This is a genomic window from Pandoraea communis (assembly GCF_902459745.1).
Taxonomy (GTDB): Bacteria; Pseudomonadota; Gammaproteobacteria; order Burkholderiales; family Burkholderiaceae; genus Pandoraea; species Pandoraea communis.
Genome location: NZ_CABPSJ010000004.1, coordinates 546,259 through 564,508 on the forward strand (window position 1 = coordinate 546,259; position 18,250 = coordinate 564,508).

Consider the following 18,250-nt stretch of genomic DNA (forward strand, 5'->3'; position numbering starts at 1 on the left):
ACGAGCCGAAAGGGGTCTATTTCACGAAATTGCGCGGTATTGACGTCAGAAGCCCTTCCAGCGCCCTTCTGCAAGACGAAAAATGCTTACGTCCCGCCGGTCATCGCCTGGTATTGCGTGCGCAGCGCCTGCGTGAAGCGCAGATGCGTTTCGCGAGGGTTTTCGCGACGGGTGAACATCGCCACCGGCGGCAGCGTCCACGTGAGCGACCATGGCACGACGGCCACGCCCGCGACACGCACCAGTTCCTCTGCAATGTCGGCGGGCAGCAGCGATACCGCGCGCTCGCTGCTCGCGAGCAATTCGCCCGTCAGGCGCGACGAGAAACTCTCGACGACTGGCACCGGCGGCACCACGCCCGCGTGCAGGAACAGGTCGGATAACTGGTCGCGCATGGGCGTATTGGGTGCGCCCATGACCCAGTCCAGTTCGGCCAGTTGCGACCATACGGGCGCGCTGCGCCCGAGGCGGGCGGCCAGACGGCGGCTGGCCACCACGCGCGGCATTTGATGATGCAGGACTTCGAACTGCACCTGAGTGAGGTCGACATTGGCGGCGGCGCGTCCGATCACGACATCGAGCGTGTGATCGCGCAGTTGTGCCATCAGCGCTTCGCTGGTGCCTTCGTGCAGGGTGACGGTCAGCCGCTGGGGAATCTGGGCGAGCGTTTGCTGAATGGCGGCGGCGAGCGTCTTGCCTGAGATGTAGGGGATCACGCCCACCTGAAGCCTTGCGGCGTGCCCGGCCATCACCGCCTCGATGTCCCGGGTCAGATGATCCAGATCGTGCACCATCGCCTGCGCATGGGCGAGAACGACCGCGCCCAGCGGCGTCGGTGTCATGCCGCGCGGGGTCCGGTCGAACAGCGGGCCGCCGAGCATGCTTTCCAGCTCCGCGAGGGAGCTTGTCACGGCCGGCTGGCTCGTCGCCATATGCTCCGCCACCCGGGTGAGCGAGCCGTGCTGCTGAATTTGCAGCAACAGCACGAGATGACGCATCTTGAGCCGGGTCGTCAGCCGCCGAACCGCCTCCCCCGTATCGAATGGCATCGCCCCCATCTGTCCTCAATCCCCTGAAACCCCCGATGTTCCGGGCTTATATCGAAAATATGATGCCCCCATAGTAATTCAGAATCGCCCCCCGCTGGCGGCTGCCTAGAATGGCCTGACACCCGATGCGCCAGGGCGGCAACCGTCTTCAGAACGGTCCGCGGCGCTTGGTATTGCCGAGACATTCACCGAGGACGACACGCCATGAGCAACAACAACGATCACCAGGCAGCCCTGGAATATCACCAGTTCCCGACGCCGGGCAAGATCTCCGTGACCGCCAGCAAACCGCTCGTCACGCAACGCGATCTGGCGCTCGCCTACACCCCGGGCGTTGCCATCCCGTGCCAGGAGATCGCTGCCGATCCGGCGCAGTCGTTCAAGTACACGGCGCGCGGCAACCTGGTCGGTGTGATCACGAACGGCTCGGCCGTGCTCGGTCTGGGCAACATCGGCGCGCTCGCATCCAAGCCGGTGATGGAAGGCAAGGCCGTCCTCTTCAAGAAATTCGCCGGAATCGATGTGTTCGACATCGAAATCACCGAGAGCGACCCGGACAAGCTCGTCGAGATCATTGCGAGCCTCGAAGCCACGTTCGGCGGTATCAACCTCGAAGACATCAAGGCGCCCGAGTGCTTCACCGTCGAGCGCAAGCTGCGCGAACGGATGAAAATCCCCGTCTTCCACGATGACCAGCACGGCACCGCCATCACGGTGAGCGCTGCGTTCATCAATGGCCTGAAGGTCGTGGGCAAGGACATTCGCGACGTGAAGGTGGTCACTTCGGGCGCCGGCGCTGCCGCACTCGCCTGTCTGGACCTGATGGTCGATCTTGGCCTGCCGGTCGAGAACGTCTGGGCGACGGACATCGATGGCGTGGTCTTCGAGGGCCGTGCCGTGAGCATGGATCCGGACAAGGCCCGTTTCGCGCAGAAGACCGACAAGCGCACGCTCGCGGAAGTGATCGAGGGCGCCGACGTGTTCCTCGGCCTGTCCGCCGGCGGTGTGCTCAAGCCGGAAATGCTGGGGACGATGGCGTCGCGTCCGCTGATTCTGGCGCTCGCTAATCCGACGCCGGAAATCTTCCCGGAAGAGGCACGCGCCGCGCGCGAGGACGTGGTGCTTGCCACGGGGCGCTCCGACTTCCCGAATCAGGTCAACAACGTACTTTGCTTCCCGTACATCTTCCGTGGCGCGCTCGACGTGGGCGCCACCACGATCACGCGCCGCATGGAAATCGCCGCCGTCCACGCCATTGCCGGTCTGGCGCAGGAAGAGCCGAACGACTCCGTGGCCACCGCGTACGGCGCGTATGACCTGTCGTTCGGGCCGGAATACCTGATTCCGAAGCCGTTCGATTCGCGCCTGATCGTGCGTATCGCCCCGGCCGTGGCGCGCGCCGCCATGGAAGACGGTGTGGCTACCCGCCCGATCGCCGACTTCGACGCGTACGCCGAGCAGTTGCAGCAGTTCGTGTATCACTCGGGCGCGTTCATGAAGCCCATCTTCTCGGCGGCCAAGCAACTGGTGCGCGATGGTGGCAAGGCGCGCATCGTGTTCGCGGAAGGCGAGGAAGAGCGCGTGTTGCGTGCGGTGCAGGTGATTGTCGACGAGAAGCTGGCCCGTCCGATTCTCGTTGGCCGTCCGGAAGTGCTGCTCGCGCGCATCGAGAAGTTCGGTCTGCGTCTGCGTTTGGGCGAAGACGTCGAAGTCACCAATCCGTACTACGACGAGCGCTTCCATCAGTACTGGACGAACTACTGGGAGCTGCGCTGCCGCGACGGGATCACGAAGGAAATGGCGCGCGTCGAGATGCGCCGCCGTCTCACGCTGATCGGCGCGATGATGGTGCGTCTGGGCGACGCCGACGGCATGATCTGCGGCACCGTGGGTGCGTATCACGATCACCTGCGCCTCGTCGACGAAGTGATCGGCAAGCAACCGGGCGCGAACACCTATGCGGCGATGAACATCCTGCTGCTCGACAAGCGCACCGTGGCCCTCGTGGACACGCACGTCAACGACGACCCGACGGCCGAGCAGATCGCCGAGTTCACGCTGGCGGCGGCCAAGCAGATGACGTGGCTGAACCTCAATCCGAAGGTCGCGCTGCTCTCGCGCTCGAATTTCGGCTCGGGCAGTGCGGCGTCGGGCACGAAGATGCGTCGCGTGCTGGAGATGGTCACGGCGCAGGCGCCGGGGCTGGAGATCGACGGCGAAATGCACGGCGACTGCGCGCTCGACGAAGGACTGCGCAGCCGCATCCTGCCGCATTCGCGTCTGAAGGGCGCGGCCAACCTGCTGGTGTGCCCGAACGTGGATTCGGGCAACATCGCCTACAACCTGCTCAAGACGGGCGCGGGCAGCAATGTGGCGGTGGGGCCGTTCCTGCTGGGCGTGGGCGCACCGGTCAACGTGCTCACATCCAGCTCGACAGTGCGACGCATCATCAACATGACGGCGCTCACCGTCATCCAGGCCAATCGTGACTGAAGTCCACACGGCGCTCACGCTCGGGTGACGTTCCCGGCGCGTGGCACCGGTCGCGGCGGCTCAGGCGGTTGAGACCGTTCGTAAGCCCCGGCAGGTTCGGCAGACGCATCGACGTGATGCGCCGCCAGCCGCGCCGGGGCTTTTCCGTGGTATCTGCCGCCGGTCGCAATGGCTTGCCGAGCCACTTCGTGCAGAGCCATTCGAGCGCGCTGCACATCACGAAGTAGATCAGCGCGACGAACGCGAACACCTCGGCCGGATAGACCATCAACCGGCTGTTGACCTGCGTGGCGACGAAGGACAATTCCGTCACGCCCACGATGTACGCGAGCGACGTGTCCTTGACCAGCGATACCCACTGATTGACGAATGATGGCGTCATGATGCGCAGCGCCTGCGGCAGTACGATATGGCGCAGCGTCTGCACGCGCGTGAGCCCGAGCGACATGCCCGCATGCCACTGTGCAGTGCCCACGCCGCGAATGCCCGCGTAGACCGTATGCGAGAGGTACGCACCACCGATCAGTGCGAGCGCACAGACGACCGTGGCGAGTCCGGGCACATTCACGTTGAACAGGATCGGCAACAGAAAGTATGTCCAGAAGATCAGCATCAGTACGGGAATCGCACGGAAGAGGCCGATCACGAACGTGAGCCCCCAGCGGGCCGGGCCGCCGAGCATGGCGAGCGCGATGCCGCCCGCCAGTCCCAGCACCCCGGAGGCCAGCGCACTGATCGTGGCGAGCACGAGCGTGAGCGCAGCCCCCGAGAGGGGGCCATCGGGAAAGTCGCCCCACAGCAGATAGGGCAAGTTGTCGAATACGGCGGAGACATTCATGAGGCGCTTCCGGGAGGTTTCTCGGGCGGCTGTCTTAGCGCGACGGCGCGCCCGCGTGACGATGCGTGGTGGCGATGCTCACCGCCTCGATCAGTGCAATCGCGCCGACGTACAGCAGCGTGGCGATGCCGAACGCCTGAAACGTCTTGAACGTTTCGGCTTCCACCTGACGCGACGCGTACGACAACTCGGCCAGCCCGATGGCCATCGTCAGCGACGAGTTCTTCACGGCATTCATGTATTGGCCGAAGAGCGGCGGCATGGCGATACGCACCGCCTGCGGCAGCACGACGTGACGGAAGACGGCTATGCGGTTGAGTCCCAGGGCAGCGGCGGCTTGTGTTTGCCCGGCGGGCACGCCACGGAGTCCGGCGCGAATCTCTTCGCCGATGAACGCCGTCGTGTAGACCGTGAGGCCGATGAACCCGGCGAGCGTCTCTAGCGCCGGCCAGCGAATGTCGAACAGCACGAGATGCCAACTGTGGGGTTGCGAGAGCCATAGCACGGCACCGGCCGGCACCAGCGCCGCCACGCCGAAATACCAGAAGAACAGTTGCACCAGCAGCGGGGTGTTGCGCATGAGCGCGACGAAGGCGAGGGCGGGGCGCGCGAGCAGTGGGCTGCGGGAGTCTCGTGCGAGCGCCAGTCCGAAGCCAAGCCAGGTGGCGGCGGCGCTCACGGCAATCGCGAGTGCAAGCGTGACGCCGAAGCCCTGGAGCAGCCAGCCGACATATTTCGGGGCGAGCCAGTCGATCATGACGGGATTTCCAATGCGAAACACCGGGGCGCACGAGGTTGCCACCCCGTGCGCCCCGGTGAGGCCAGCGGGCAAGCGTCAGGCCTTGTCGCCGATCTTGAACAGACGCGGCAGCGGCTGAGCCGTGTTCGGGCCGAACCAGCGGTCGTAAATGTTGGCGGCGGTGCCGTCTTTCTCGAGCCCGCGTAACGTGTCGTTCACAAACGCGCTCAGGCGCGCCTCACCCTTGGGAACGCCGACACCCATGTAGTCGTTCGAAATCGTGAACGCCGGGATCTCGTAGTTTTGCTTGTCCGGCACGTTGGCCAGCAGGCCGACGAGCTTCGGACCATCCTGCGTGATCGCCTGAACCGTGCCGGTGCGCAGTGCGGCGAACGCGAACGGTGTGTCGTCGAATGCCACGATCGTCGCTTTCGGGAATTTCTCGCGCAGCGTGATCTCGTTGGTCGTGCCCTTGTCGGCCCCGATGCGCAGCGCGTTCAATTGATCTGGCGAGGACAGCGTGCCCTTTTTCGCGAGGAACTGCTGACCCGACGAGAAGTACGGAATGCTGAAGTCGATCTGCTTGGCGCGCTCGTCCGTGATGGTGAAGTTCGCCAACACGAGGTCGACCTTCTTCGACGTGAGGAACGGAATGCGGTTGGCCGGGTTCGTCGGCTGGATTTCGAGTTTCACGCCGAGCTTGTCGGCCAGCGCCTTCGCGTAGTCGACGTCGAGGCCGACGATCTTGTGCGATTTCGCGTCGACATAGCCGAACGGCGGATTGCTGTCGAACGTGGCGACGCGCAACACGCCGGCCTTCTTGATGTCGTCGAGTTTGTCGGCGTGAGCGGTAAGGGGGGCGAGGGCAGCGACCGACAGCAGCGCTGCGGCGAGGGAGAAAGCAGCGCGTTGTGGGCGTGATTGGCGAATTGGTTTTTGCATGGCCTGTTGGGCTCCGTTATGCGTAGATCCGTCTCGGGTCCCGGTCTCGCCAACGCAAATGATGGACAGGCATCGGCGGCGACCGGCTGCGGGTAGCAGCGAACGGGGCTTCTACGATAACGGCGCACCCACGTGCGCCCAACCAATCGATTTCTCTTAGCAAAACGCCGGCGCTGATAAGCGCCGGCGTCCCTCTCGATAAGCGGCGAGTGTGAGTCGGATCAGTCGTGGCGATCGTGGCCGTAGCCGTGACCGTGGTCGCGGTGGTCGTCGTCATGACGATCCCGTCCCCGGTCGCGATCCCCGTGATCCCCGTGATCCCAGCCGCCACGGTTCAACTCCCAGCCGTGCGGACCCTGATGCCAGGCCGGTGCGCGATACGCATAGCCCGGGCGCTCACGTTCCCAATGACCGGCGCGCCACTCGTGGCGATGGCCATCCCAATCCCAGAAGCCCGGTGCCCACACGTATCCGACGCGCGGCGGCGGTACTGGCTCATAGCGCGGTTCCGGCGGTGCGCCAATGCTGATGGAAATACCCACCTGGGCATGGGCCGGAGCCGTGGCAATACCGCCGAGCGTGGCAGCAACGAGTGCAATGGTCAGCGTCAGTTTTTTCATATTCGTCTCCCCTTGGAAAGCGATGTTTTGGTACATCTTCATCGTATGAGGGAAACGGGGCAGTTATGAAGTAAATAGTCGTAAAAAAGTGTTGGAAGTGTTTCGTTCCATTTTTCGAAGGCCGCCTGAACAGGACGTTCGCGCCCGCTGGCACGCGCTCGGGATGGCTTGCCGCACGGCGCGAACGCCACGCGTCACGCCTTTGACGCGTGCTGATGACGGTATTCCTGTGTGCGTCCGCCATAACCGTAAGCCGCAGCGCGAGCGTCGATGACATGAATGTACGAACACGCGTGCACGTTGCCGAGCAGCCCTGACAGGGCTTCGAAGACTTGCGCGATGAACTGTGCCTTCTCCGCTTTCGTGTTCGTCTCGTCCGTCACGCTGATATCCAGATGGAAGGCGTTTTTCCCTTGCTCCGAGAGGGGCGCACCCCCGATGAACCAGCGCGTGTGCGCAATGTAGTCGACGGTCACGGCAATCACTTCCGGCGCCTTGTGCAGCGTGTCGACCGTGAGTTGCGACACCGCACGCACGGCCTCGCGGGTGAGTGTGTCGTCAGGGGTTCCGGAGAGTTGCAGAACGATGTGCGGCATGGTGTGGCTCCCAAACGTTGAATCGTTGAGTGATGTGGACAACGACTCCAGTCTAGGGAGATGATTGACATCGGAAAAGCGGGAATTTACGATTCCATCCATCGGTTTTTTCAATGGGTGAGGTCATGGCTCCCGGATTCGATTTCGATCAGTTGCGCACCTTCGTTGCCGTGGCCGAGGCGGGCAGTCTCTCGGCGGCTGCACCACGCGTGTTCCTGTCGCAGTCGTCGGTGAGCGAACAGATTCGCAAACTCGAGGAGCGTGTCGGCGTGACATTGTTCACGCGCGGCAAGCAAGGGGTCGCGACGACGCCCGCCGGCGAGCGTCTTCTGGTCCATGCGCGGCAGTTGATCGCCCAGTCCGAACGCGCTTGGCATGACGTGCGCGGGTTCTCGCTCGCAGGCGAGTTGCGGTTGGCAATCACGGATTACTTCCGCCCCGGTGATGTAGCGCGCATGCTGCGGCACCTCAGCGTGGCGTATCCGGCGTTGCGCATTCACGTGACGATTCTGAAAAGCGGCGTGATCGAGTCGGGGTACGACAGCGGCGACTTCGACATTGGCTTGTCGATGCGTGTGCTTGGCAAGTCCCTCGGCCGCGACGCGGTTGCGGGCACCCGGACGCTGGGCAGAGAGCCGCTCGACTGGGTGGCGTCGCCCGATTTCGTGCTGGAGCACGGGGGGCCGCTACCGCTGCTGGTGCTGCCCGACACCTGTGCGTTGCATCGCTTCACTACGCAATGGCTCGACGAGCATCGCGTGCCATACACGATTGCGCACGTGGCGTCGGGGGTGGCGGGGTTGCAGTTGGCATTGAGCGCGGGGCTCGGGGTGGCATGTCTGAACGCGTCGGCGGCGGGGCCGTCACTCGTGCGCATCGAGACGCCGATGCCAGGACGGCGCTTGCCTTCGTTGCCGGATGCAGAGTTTCATCTGCTGCCCGCGCGCCGTGGCGAACCCGAGTGGGTCACGCAGGCGCGCGACGCGCTGGCCGAGCAACTGACCGTCCGGTAAAGCCCGCCAGTAACGCATTAGCGCGGATTACAGCGCATTCAGCGGGATTTTCAGATAGCGCGTGCCGTTGGCCTCCGGCGCCGGCATGTCGCCTGCGCGAATATTGACCTGCACGGCAGGCAGGATCAGCGTGGGCATGTCGAGCGTCCTGTCGCGCGCTTCGCGCATGGCGACGAAGGCAGTTTCATCGATGCCGTCGTGCACATGGATGTTCGCCCTGCGCTGTTCGCCGACCGTTGTCTGCCAGTTCGCGGCACGCCCGGAAGGCGGATAGTCGTGGCACATGAACAGACGTGTCGATTCGGGCAGGGCCAGCAGACGGCGGATCGAGCGGAACAGCGTGTGCGCGTTGCCACCGGGGAAGTCGCAGCGAGCGGTGCCCACGTCGGGCATAAAGAGCGTGTCGCCCACGAAGACGGCGTCGCCCACACGATAGGCCATGTCAGCCGGCGTATGGCCCGGCACGAACATCGCCTCGGCCTGCAATGTGCCGATGGCGAACGTCTCGCCATCGTCGAACAGATGATCGAACTGCGAGCCGTCGGGCGGTACGTCGGTGCCCAGATGAAACAGCTTCTTGAAGACGTGCTGAACGTCGCGGATGTGCGCACCGATGGCAATGCGTCCGCCGACGTGTTCCTTGAGCCAGCGTGCCGCGGACAGATGATCGGCGTGCGCATGCGTCTCGAGAATCCAGTCGACCGTGAGCTTTTGCGCAGCAATGAATTCGAGGACACGTTCGGCCGACCCCGTGTGCGTACGGCCCGCCTTGGGATCGTAGTCGAGCACCGGATCGATGATCGCCGCGTGACCGCCCGGCGCATCGAACACGACGTACGTCACTGTGGCGGTAACCGTGTCGAAGAAGGCTTCGATGTGTGCTGGCGTAGCTGACATGACCGGCTCCTGCAAAAATTTATCGATTTATATATTATAAACTAGTAAAGTATACGCAATTGACGTGACATGTCGTCGCGCTGCGACTTTCCGATTTGTATTGATCCTGCCATGCCCAGAGTGACTGCGCTATCCCCTGTCGACCGGGCGGCCGTCTCCTCAGACGTCGCGCCGCTCGATATTGCGCGCCTGCGAAGTGCCGCGCACGACGCATCTACGCTGCTGCGTGCGCTCGCCAACGAAGACCGTCTGCTGATCCTGTGTCAGCTCACGCAAGGAGAGATGTCCGTTGGCGAACTGGAAGCACAACTCGACATCCGGCAACCGACGCTTTCGCAGCAACTTGCCGTGCTGCGCAGCGAGGCGCTGGTGAGCACGCGCCGCGACGGCAAACGTATCTACTATTCGGTCGCGGATGGCGCCGTGCTTGCCGTGCTGGCTTGTCTTTACGATCAGTTTTGTCCGAAAGCCTGATTGCCTCCGATCACCTCGCTTTTTGCTGCCACATCGCTCATTGCCTAATGTTCAAGGGGAGGCTCCACCCATGACTATCGATACGCTTCATTTCACTCCGTGGACCGCATTGGCCGGTGGGGTGCTCATTGGACTGGCTGCCGTCTGGTTGATGCTGGCGGCCGGACGCATTGCGGGCATTTCCGGCATCGTCGGCGGTCTGTTGTGGCCGCGTCCAGGCGATGTGGGCTGGCGCGTCGTATTCATCGCCGGAATGATGGTGGCGCCTTGGGTGTATCGCACCGTTGCCGTCGTGCCCGAAGCGCAGATCGATGCCAGCACCGCGATGCTCATCGCAGCAGGTTTGCTGGTCGGATTCGGCACCCGGCTCGGGTCGGGCTGCACAAGTGGCCATGGCGTTTGCGGTCTTTCGCGATTGTCGTGGCGCTCGCTAGTCGCCACGCTGTGCTTCATGGCGACCGGTTTCGTGACGGTATTCGTCGTGCGGCATGTCCTGACCCTGGGAGGTGCCGCATGAAAAAGCTGATCTTCGCATTCGTCGGCGGCCTCGCATTCGGGCTTGGGCTGATACTCGCGGGCATGGCGAATCCGGCAAAGGTGTTGGGCTTTCTCGACCTGGCCGGCAAATGGGATCCATCGCTGGCGTTCGTGATGGGCGGGGCCATTGCGGTGGGCCTCGTCGGGTTCCGCTTGGCGCATTCACGGGCGCTCGCCTGGACGGGCGAGCCACGTGTGTGGCCCGCCTTGCGCGGCATCGACAAACGGCTGGTGCTCGGCGCGTTGCTGTTTGGCGTGGGTTGGGGGATTGCAGGCATTTGCCCGGGCCCTGCGCTGGTGCTGCTTGGCGCGGGGTATGGCAAGGGGTTGTTGTTCGTTGTCGCGATGATCGCCGGTATGGTGCTGCACACGGTGTTCTCCCGTGTGAGCACGAAGTAAGGCGCGAAACGAAGCGTGAAAGCGCGTGAAACGACGCGTGAAGCAGCGCTTCGGTTCAGTGTTTTCTCGCGAGTTCCGTGCCCGCATCGGCGGGCAGTTGGCGGGTGACGGGGATCGATAGCCACGAGAACAGCCCGATCACGAGGAACGCCGGGAGGAAGTCGCCGGCCGTCAGGTGTTCGTGGCCGGCGAGCCGGCTGCTCGCCTGTAGCACCATCCCCGAAATCGTCACCCCCAACCCGAGCGATAACTGCTGCACCACGCTTGCGAGGCTCGTCGCGCGGCTCGCGTCGGCACTCGCAATGTCGGCGTACACGATCGAGTTCAGGCAGGTGAATTGCAGCGACGGGAAGAAACCGCCGAACGCCACCACGCCCAGCATCACGAGCACCGGCGTGTCGTGCGTGAACAGCCCGTAGGACGAGAGCGCCAATCCGGCCAGCGCCGCGTTGACGATCAGCACCCGGCGGAAGCCGAATTTCGCCAGCACCCGCTGCGCAATCGCCTTCATGAAAATCGCACCGAACGCCGACGCGCAGGTAATCATGCCCGATTCGAATGGGTCCATATGCAGCCCTTCCTGCAAGGCCAGCGGTAGCAGAAACGGCACGGCCCCCAAGCCGATACGGAAGAGCGAGCCACCGGCGACACTGGCGTGGAACGTCGGAATGCGCAGCAGACGAAAGTCGAGCAGCGGCGCTTCCACACGATTCGCGTGCCGCCAGTAGGCGTAGACGAACAGCGCGCCCAGCACGCACATGGCGATCACGACGCTATCGGCGACCTGATGTTCGCCGATCATGGCCAGCCCCAGCATGAGCAGGCCGCTACCGAGTGCGGAGAGGATGAAACCGAGTGTGTCGAGGCGTCCGGCGTCGCCGCCGCGCTCGTTGTCAATGTACTTGCCCGCGAGGTAGATGCCGAGCAGGCTGACCGGAATGTTGATGAAGAAGATCCATCGCCAGTGCAGATAGGCCGTGATGGCACCACCGAGCGGCGGGCCGATCACCGGCCCCAGCAGGGCGGGCATCGTCAGATAGCCGATGGCCTTGACCAGATCATGCTTGGGCACCGCGCGGAAGATCACGAGACGGCCGACCGGCACCATCATCGCGCCGCCGACGCCTTGCAGAAAGCGAGCGAACACGAACGTCGGCAACGAAAACGACAGCGCACACAGGATCGATCCGGCCATGAAGATGCCGATCGCGGTACGAAAGACGTTACGCGCACCGAAGCGGTCGGACACCCAGCCGCAAATCGGAATGAAGATGCCGAGCCCGACCACGTAGGCGGTGAGCGCCATCTTCAGTGAAATCGGGTCCTGATGGAGATCGCGTGCCATGGCGGGCAGCGAAGTTGTGATCACCGTGGCGTCGATGTTCTCCATGAACAGGGCGCAAGCGATGATGAGCGGGATGATGACGGCGCGCGACACGATGGGGGAGACGGCTGGCGCAAAGACTCGGATTCTCCCACGATTGAAGCGTACGCTTCAATCGCGAAGGCGACGCTTACCGCTTGCCGGCCGCCAATTCGTGAGCGTCGAGCCGATACAGTACGTGGCGGCGCAGCCGGTGACCCGGCGGAATCAAGGGGTGCAGAAAGTCTTCGTCGGGGCAGTGCCGCATACCGATGCGCTGCATCACCGCTCTCGATCGGACGTTGGCGGGTACGGTGAACGAGACCAACCCGTCGAGGCCCAGTGTGCCAAAGGCGAACTGCGCCGCGGCGCTCGCCGCTTCCGTTGCATATCCCTTCGACCACCACGCCGACGCCAGCCGCCAGCCGATTTCCACGGCGGGCACGAAAGGGGCATCGAAGCCGACGCGCATCAGACCGACGAAACCGGCGAACGGCGTCACGCCTGGAATCTCCAGCGCCCATGGGCCATAGCCATGCATCTCGATGTGTTGCGCCAGCCGGTGGGCGATGGCGTCGCTCTGGGCCCGATCGAGCGTTGTCGGAAAGTGGCGCATGACTTCCCGATCGGCGTTGAGTGCGGCAAAAAGCGGTAGATCTTCCGTGCGCCACTGACGCAAGATCGTACGCTCGGTGGTGAGCGTCGGCGCGGGCGTGCCGAAAGGGGAGTGCGAGTCCACGGCAATGGTCGAAGTCGTCATGCGTTCAAAATCCCTGTTGAATCAGTGCGAATTCCGTTGGCAATTGCCGATCGAGATAAATCAGGATTTGCTTAATTGCATTCGTGAAAATGCGGTTTTCCCGGTGGTAAGCCTTGCCGAATGGGACTCTGCGGGCAATCGCATGCAGACGGATTGTCCAATCTCACGAGGCCTATCTTACGAAAACTCTTTCGATTCGGGAAATGACATCGGCGCATGAGACTGACGTATACGTCAACAAATCGGAAGGTGCGCCGGTTTGTCCCGATTTATCGGTGTCTCGACGCTCGGAGGGCCATCGGGGGCATATTGCCGCCGATATCGCGAAAAGGTGTATTGCGAGCAACCATGGGCATGGCATCCGCAGACACCAATGGGACGTCGGACGAAAGCTGCCTAATTCCTATGAAAAATTCTCATCCCCGGGTTATCCGCAAATCGCGGCGTCGGACGCGAATAGTCCGAATGAGCACAGTGCTTCGGATAACGGAATGATCGGATTGCGCTTAAATATTTAGGATCGTATATCTTGTGGCGATCAAATGATCGAAATGCCGATGTCGTGGATCTGAGAGCGCTTGGCCGGCGAATGCCCGCCAAATCATGCAGGATAGCGCGTGGACCCATGAGGCCGCGTGGAGTACTGATCACTATCTGACGAATTTGTTCCCTATTGCGACGTAATTGACACCGCTTATCGAGAAATATCGGCAACGCGGGGGTGGTAGTAATCCTGGATTCATGCCCCGATCCCGTGCATTTTCTGAACCGCCGATCAGACAATTCAATGAAATTTTCGCGTTCGCAGGCTCACTTGATGGAAATGCCGTTTTCAAATTATTAAAACTCGTGCTATTTTAAGTGGCGATCCATTTTTAACAACGTAAGGACACGCCAGATGGCAAGCTATAAGGAACTCGTCGCGCAACGCGAAAAGATCGAAAAGCAAATCGAAGAGGCCCGGACCCGCGAGGTGGCTCAGGTCATCGCCGAAGTCAAACAGAAGATCCAGGAATACGAACTGACTGCTAAGGATCTGGGTCTTGCCACGATGGATGGCCGCCGCCGCGCCGTTCGTGCACAGATTGCGCCGAAGTATATGAATCCGGCCACCGGCGAAACGTGGTCGGGCCGTGGCCGTGCGCCGAAGTGGGTCGGAAAGAACAAAGAGAAATTCCTGATCAAGTAATTCGCCGGTAAACGCCGGACTGGCATTGCCGGTCACATGCCAGGGAGGTCGGGGAGCCGATAGTCGCGATGACACCTTAATGTCATCGCGTCTTGCCATCTCCATCGTGTCCCTGAGAGCAGTAAAGCAGCAGCCCAGTAGTCGCATTACCCCCCAACCTTGGATCGCCTGGCTGTGGCTTGATGTGATGCATTGCCTGAAAAGTCAAAACCCGCCGTTCGTTTATCGACGGCGGGTTTTTTCATTGCGCGGGAATCGGCGCGTAGGACGTGCGGCAAGTGAAGCAGTCAGCGCCCGATTCGACGCCGCTGTCCATCCCGCATCGGGAGCTTACTCCGCACCCGGATCGTCCGGCGGGAACATCAACGTGACCTGCAAGCCGCCCGTGGAACGGTTGCTGAACGATACGCGTCCGCCCAGTTGCTGGGTGAGCTTGTCGACGATGGCGAGGCCCAGTCCGCAATGAGCGTTGCCGCCGCGTGCCGGGTCGAGGCGCACGAAGGGGCGCACGATCCGGTTGATGTCTTCATTTGGAATGCCAGGCCCGCTGTCTTCGATCACCAGACGCCAGCCGCTGGCGTCTTGCGACGTGCGGATCGCGAGCGGTGCCCGGCCGTACGTCACCGCGTTGTCCAGCAGGTTGTTCACGATTCGCTCGAGGTAGGTCTGCCGGAGCCGGAAGCCCGGCCCGGCCTGCAAATCCAGCTCGATGGTGTAGCCCTGGTCGAGGAACGGCGCAATCAGGGAGGGAATACGAGCTTCCACCGGCGACGCTGCGCTATCCATTTCGATGCCACGGGCAAACAGCAGGAACTGATCGACGATCCGGGTCATGGATTCGGCGTCGCGCGTAATGCCCTCGCTCGTTTGCACGTCGTCGATCATTTCGGCGCGCAGGCGCAATCGTGCGAGCGGCGTCTTCAGATCATGGGCGATACCGGCCAGCATCGTGTTGCGCTCGCGGTCGGTCTGCACAATGTCCTGACTCATGCGGTTGAAGCGTTCGGTGAGTTGACGCAACTCCAGCGGACCGCGCTCTTTGACCTGCGTTCGAACGCGATGGGTCGCAAGCTGTTCCGCTGCCGCTGCCATATCCCGCACCGGGCGCTGCAACTGCCAGGCGGCAAACAGCGCGAAGATCACGGTAATGCCGAGGACGACGGCCAGTCCCGGCAGGATCGTGGCGGTGCCCGGCGGGTTGCGCACGGCCAGTACCGGCGTGGCGATCCAGTAGTCGCGGCCCGGCAGGCGTGCCCAGATGCGCGGCGGCGGGGTGCGCTCCACGCGCAGTTGCGTGCCGGCCGGCAGACGCCGGGCAAGTTCGGTCGTCAGGCGGGTATGCTTGTTGGTCGGCTCGAAGACATCGCCATGCGAGAGCGAGACAGGTACGACTTGCACGAGGTCGGGCAGCGTGAGCGTCGAGTTGCCGTCATGCACTTCCGACGCGGCCTTGATGATGAACGCCATTTGCTCGGCGGCGTTCTGCACGCGCGTGTCGTCGTGATCGCTGCGCAGGATCGTGAGATACGAGAAGTGGCTGATGACCAGCGCGGCGATGATGAGCAACGCCAGCCGGCCAAACAGTGTGTCGAATCGGCCTTTCATGCAATGCTCCGCATATGGGCCGGGGTAAGCGGTATCGGCGTCATGCCGGAGTCCTTCTCAGACCGGAAGAGGTACCTTCGAACAGGACGGTGACAAACGGCCGCCTCCGGCGCCGGTCTATCAACCGGTGGCCATGTCGGCGCGTTGGCCGTCGGGAACGAAGATATAACCGCGCCCGCGCACGGTCTGGATGAAACGCGGGCTCTGCGCGTCTTCGTCGAGCAGACGGCGCAAGCGCCAGATCTGTACGTCGATGCCGCGGTCGTTGACGTCGCTGTCTGCGCCGTAGAGCAATTCGATGATGCGTTCGCGAGAGAGTACCTGCATGGCATGGTTCACCAACAGGCGCAGCAAGCCATATTCGCCGTCCGAGAGCGTGAGCAACTGCGCGTCCCGGGTCAGTGTGCGGCTGCGGAAGTCGAGCACGAATGGGCCGAACGTGTAGTTCTCGCGCTGCTCGGGCACGGCAGCGTCCGGCGTTTTGCGACGGCGCAGCACGGCGTTGATCCGGGCCAGCAACTCGCGCGGGCTGAATGGCTTGCCGAGATAATCGTCGGCGCCGATTTCCAGTCCCACGATGCGGTCGATCTCGTCGCTGCGTGCCGTGAGCAGGATCACCGGCACATCGTCGTTACGCGCACGCAGGTCACGCAACGCGGTCAGTCCGTCGACCTTGGGCATCATCAGGTCGAGCACGATCAGGGCCGGACGCTCACGCTCGAGGCGCGCGGCCAGCCCGTCGCCGTCGTGCATCACTGCCACCGAGAAGCCATGGCGGCTCAGATACTCGCGCAGCAGATCACGCAGATCGGGATCATCGTCGACAACAAGAATCTTCATATTTGTTCTGACAGGTAGTGTCGTCATGATAGAGGGCTCCCCACGCGGCTTTACACGCGTTTTGTTTCCGGGCATTACAGCCTTGGTCGCCTGTAACGATGCGTAATAATAGAGCCTGCTTTGATTACGCACGAATTTCGCCCACATCATGCAAACTTTGCGCAGCGCAATATGCCGCTGTTCGATCGGAAAATTCGGCACGCTCAATCGCACATCTCGTGCTGCGAGGGCGCCGCGACAAGGCATTGCAGGAGACAGACGCGACGCAGTAGCAGACGCAGCACGGGCGGCGACGCGAACCATCCGCCGTGCCGCCGGTCTCTTAGCCGCAACCCCAACGCTTGCCCATGGGGAAAGCTGCTGTAATCATCGGCCTCATCGGCCTTATACAACGGTCTGCTATGCTGATCAGCCAAAGCTGGCGCAAGGCGCTGGTTGGCACGATTCCGGCGCTCCCATGCCATTTGCCGCGCCGCAGCAATCAGACAAGAAAGTATCCCCGTCCTCATTGGACGACTCTGCTAACTACTCCGCTGTTACGAGGAAGTCATGACCGAGCACGGTCCCCACGGTTCGGAACAACCGAACGGTTCTGATCGGCCCACATCCCCCACGTCCGGGGCGCAACGCAACGCAGAAGCGGCCTACACGCCTTCACGCACGCGCCGCTGGCTCGTGCCGGGCGTGATCGCGCTGTTTGTCGTGCTCATCGCGGGGGGAGTCTATTACCGTCTGCACTCGCAAAGCGCGCAAAAACCCGCGCAAGCGGGCGGCCGGGCGGGTATGGCCGGGGCCGGTGCACCCGCCACGCCGGTCACGGCGGTCGAGGCGACGACGGGCGATTTGCCGGTCTTCCTCAACGGACTGGGCACCGTGACGCCAACGCGCAGCGTCACCGTGCATTCGCGGGTCGATGGTCAGCTCATGAAGGTGCACTTCAAGGAGGGCGACATGGTCAAGGAAGGTCAGGTGCTCGCCGAGATCGATCCGCGTCCGTTCCAGGTACAGGTCACGCAGATGGAGGGGCAACTCGCGCGCGATCAGGCGCTGCTCAAGAACGCCCAGCTTGACCTTGCCCGTTACGAGACCCTCCTCAAGCAGGACTCGATTGCCGGACAAACCGTCGATACCCAGCGCGCGCTCGTCAAGCAGTACGAGGGCACGGTCAAGGCCGACGAAGGCCTGCTCGGCAACGCCCGTCTGCAACTGAACTATGCGAGCGTGAGCGCGCCGGTCTCCGGGCTCGCGGGGCTGCGTCAGGTCGATCCGGGCAATATCGTTCACGCTTCGGACACTAACGGTATCGTGATCATCAACGAGGTCACGCCGATCACCGTGGTCTACACCATTCCCGAAGACAGCTTGCCGAAGGTGGTCAAGCGCTCGCGCGGCGGCGAGACGCTGCTCGTCGAGACCTTCGACCGTTCCGGCAAGATCAAGCTCGCGAGCGGCAAGCTCGCCTCCATCGACAACCAGATCGATACGACGACGGGGACCGTCAAGCTCAAGGCCGAGTTCGCCAATGGCGACGGCCTGCTGTTCCCGAACCAGTTCGTCAACGTGAAGATGCTCGTCGACACGCTCAAGGGCGCCACCCTGATTCCGAGTGCGGCCGTGCAGCGCGGCACGCAGGGCAGCTTCGTCTACACCGTGCAGCCGGATCAGACGGTCAAGCTCAAGACCGTGAAGCTCGGGCCGACCGACGGCACCCATGTGGCAGTGGAGTCGGGCATTGTGCCCGGCGAGAAACTCGTGATCGACGGTATGGACAAGCTGCGGGATGGCGCCAAGGTCGAGGTGATCACGGCCGCGAGCCGCGCGGCGGCCGTCGCACCGCGCGCCCCGGACGAGAAGCGCAACGGCAGCGGCGGGCATCGCCGTCCGGCGCAATAAGAC

19 protein-coding genes are annotated in these 18,250 nt (G+C 62.9%); 8 read left to right on the forward strand and 11 right to left on the reverse strand.

Going from position 1 to position 18,250, the window contains the following annotated elements:
• Window positions 1-86 precede the first annotated feature (86 nt).
• Complete coding sequence (locus PCO31110_RS17205; RefSeq protein WP_036663308.1) at window positions 87-1,049, reverse strand: LysR family transcriptional regulator; 963 nt, start codon at window positions 1,047-1,049, stop codon at window positions 87-89.
• A gap of 204 nt (window positions 1,050-1,253) precedes the next feature.
• Between PCO31110_RS17205 and PCO31110_RS17210 the strand changes: the two genes are divergently transcribed.
• Complete coding sequence (locus PCO31110_RS17210; protein WP_010807076.1) at window positions 1,254-3,542, forward strand: NADP-dependent malic enzyme; 2,289 nt, start codon at window positions 1,254-1,256, stop codon at window positions 3,540-3,542.
• Here PCO31110_RS17210 and PCO31110_RS17215 read toward each other — a convergent pair.
• From PCO31110_RS17215 to PCO31110_RS17235, 5 genes are all read right to left on the reverse strand, one after another.
• Window positions 3,520-4,380, reverse strand: a complete 861-nt coding sequence (locus PCO31110_RS17215; RefSeq protein WP_150690959.1) for an amino acid ABC transporter permease — start codon at window positions 4,378-4,380, stop codon at window positions 3,520-3,522. The genes PCO31110_RS17210 and PCO31110_RS17215 overlap by 23 nt on opposite strands.
• Window positions 4,381-4,414: 34 nt before the next feature.
• The gene (locus tag PCO31110_RS17220) at window positions 4,415-5,137 is read right to left on the reverse strand and encodes an amino acid ABC transporter permease (RefSeq protein ID WP_150690960.1); all 723 of its coding nucleotides are present in this window, start codon (window positions 5,135-5,137) and stop codon (window positions 4,415-4,417) included.
• A gap of 78 nt (window positions 5,138-5,215) precedes the next feature.
• Window positions 5,216-6,061: an ABC transporter substrate-binding protein gene (locus PCO31110_RS17225; RefSeq protein ID WP_150690961.1), complete on the reverse strand. Its 846-nt coding sequence runs from the start codon at window positions 6,059-6,061 to the stop codon at window positions 5,216-5,218.
• 221 nt (window positions 6,062-6,282) lie between these two features.
• Window positions 6,283-6,681: a YXWGXW repeat-containing protein gene (locus tag PCO31110_RS17230; RefSeq protein WP_150690962.1), complete on the reverse strand. Its 399-nt coding sequence runs from the start codon at window positions 6,679-6,681 to the stop codon at window positions 6,283-6,285.
• Window positions 6,682-6,875: 194 nt separating this feature from the next.
• Complete coding sequence (locus PCO31110_RS17235; protein ID WP_150690963.1) at window positions 6,876-7,277, reverse strand: tautomerase family protein; 402 nt, start codon at window positions 7,275-7,277, stop codon at window positions 6,876-6,878.
• Between the two features lie 125 nt (window positions 7,278-7,402).
• Between PCO31110_RS17235 and PCO31110_RS17240 the strand changes: the two genes are divergently transcribed.
• Complete coding sequence (locus tag PCO31110_RS17240; RefSeq protein ID WP_246189873.1) at window positions 7,403-8,290, forward strand: LysR family transcriptional regulator; 888 nt, start codon at window positions 7,403-7,405, stop codon at window positions 8,288-8,290.
• 27 nt (window positions 8,291-8,317) lie between these two features.
• Here the strand turns inward: PCO31110_RS17240 and PCO31110_RS17245 are convergent, their stop codons facing one another.
• Complete coding sequence (locus PCO31110_RS17245) at window positions 8,318-9,187, reverse strand: MBL fold metallo-hydrolase (RefSeq protein ID WP_150690965.1); 870 nt, start codon at window positions 9,185-9,187, stop codon at window positions 8,318-8,320.
• Between the two features lie 111 nt (window positions 9,188-9,298).
• Between PCO31110_RS17245 and PCO31110_RS17250 the strand changes: the two genes are divergently transcribed.
• Genes PCO31110_RS17250 through PCO31110_RS17260 form a run of 3 tightly spaced genes read left to right on the forward strand, consistent with a single transcriptional unit; the run spans window position 9,299 to window position 10,597 of the window.
• Window positions 9,299-9,661 (forward strand): ArsR/SmtB family transcription factor, encoded by a 363-nt coding sequence (locus tag PCO31110_RS17250; protein WP_150690966.1) that lies wholly within the window; start codon window positions 9,299-9,301, stop codon window positions 9,659-9,661.
• On the forward strand, window positions 9,603-10,178 hold the full coding sequence (locus tag PCO31110_RS17255; protein WP_370855837.1) for a YeeE/YedE family protein: 576 nt from the start codon (window positions 9,603-9,605) through the stop codon (window positions 10,176-10,178). The genes PCO31110_RS17250 and PCO31110_RS17255 overlap by 59 nt, the downstream gene beginning before the upstream one ends.
• Window positions 10,175-10,597: a DUF6691 family protein gene (locus PCO31110_RS17260; protein ID WP_150690968.1), complete on the forward strand. Its 423-nt coding sequence runs from the start codon at window positions 10,175-10,177 to the stop codon at window positions 10,595-10,597. The genes PCO31110_RS17255 and PCO31110_RS17260 overlap by 4 nt, the downstream gene beginning before the upstream one ends.
• Window positions 10,598-10,652: 55 nt before the next feature.
• Here the strand turns inward: PCO31110_RS17260 and PCO31110_RS17265 are convergent, their stop codons facing one another.
• Window positions 10,653-11,987: an MFS transporter gene (locus PCO31110_RS17265; protein WP_051126364.1), complete on the reverse strand. Its 1,335-nt coding sequence runs from the start codon at window positions 11,985-11,987 to the stop codon at window positions 10,653-10,655.
• Between the two features lie 124 nt (window positions 11,988-12,111).
• Complete coding sequence (locus PCO31110_RS17270; protein ID WP_010807064.1) at window positions 12,112-12,720, reverse strand: GNAT family N-acetyltransferase; 609 nt, start codon at window positions 12,718-12,720, stop codon at window positions 12,112-12,114.
• Here PCO31110_RS17270 and PCO31110_RS17275 point away from each other — a divergent pair.
• Entirely contained in the window at window positions 12,704-12,940 is a 237-nt protein-coding gene (locus PCO31110_RS17275) for a hypothetical protein (RefSeq protein WP_150690969.1), read from the forward strand. The genes PCO31110_RS17270 and PCO31110_RS17275 overlap by 17 nt on opposite strands.
• 678 nt (window positions 12,941-13,618) lie before the next feature.
• On the forward strand, window positions 13,619-13,909 hold the full coding sequence (locus PCO31110_RS17280) for an H-NS histone family protein (protein ID WP_010807063.1): 291 nt from the start codon (window positions 13,619-13,621) through the stop codon (window positions 13,907-13,909).
• Window positions 13,910-14,239: 330 nt separating this feature from the next.
• On the opposite strand, the gene PCO31110_RS17285 is transcribed toward PCO31110_RS17280, so the two are convergent.
• Together PCO31110_RS17285 and PCO31110_RS17290 are read right to left on the reverse strand one after the other, a co-directional pair.
• Entirely contained in the window at window positions 14,240-15,514 is a 1,275-nt protein-coding gene (locus PCO31110_RS17285; RefSeq protein WP_150690970.1) for an ATP-binding protein, read from the reverse strand.
• A 120-nt stretch (window positions 15,515-15,634) separates the two neighbouring features.
• Entirely contained in the window at window positions 15,635-16,354 is a 720-nt protein-coding gene (locus PCO31110_RS17290; RefSeq protein WP_036663232.1) for a response regulator, read from the reverse strand.
• 549 nt (window positions 16,355-16,903) lie between these two features.
• On the opposite strand from PCO31110_RS17290, the gene PCO31110_RS17295 reads away from it, so the two are divergent.
• Complete coding sequence (locus PCO31110_RS17295; RefSeq protein ID WP_246189874.1) at window positions 16,904-18,247, forward strand: MdtA/MuxA family multidrug efflux RND transporter periplasmic adaptor subunit; 1,344 nt, start codon at window positions 16,904-16,906, stop codon at window positions 18,245-18,247.
• The last annotated feature ends 3 nt before the right edge of the window (window positions 18,248-18,250 follow it).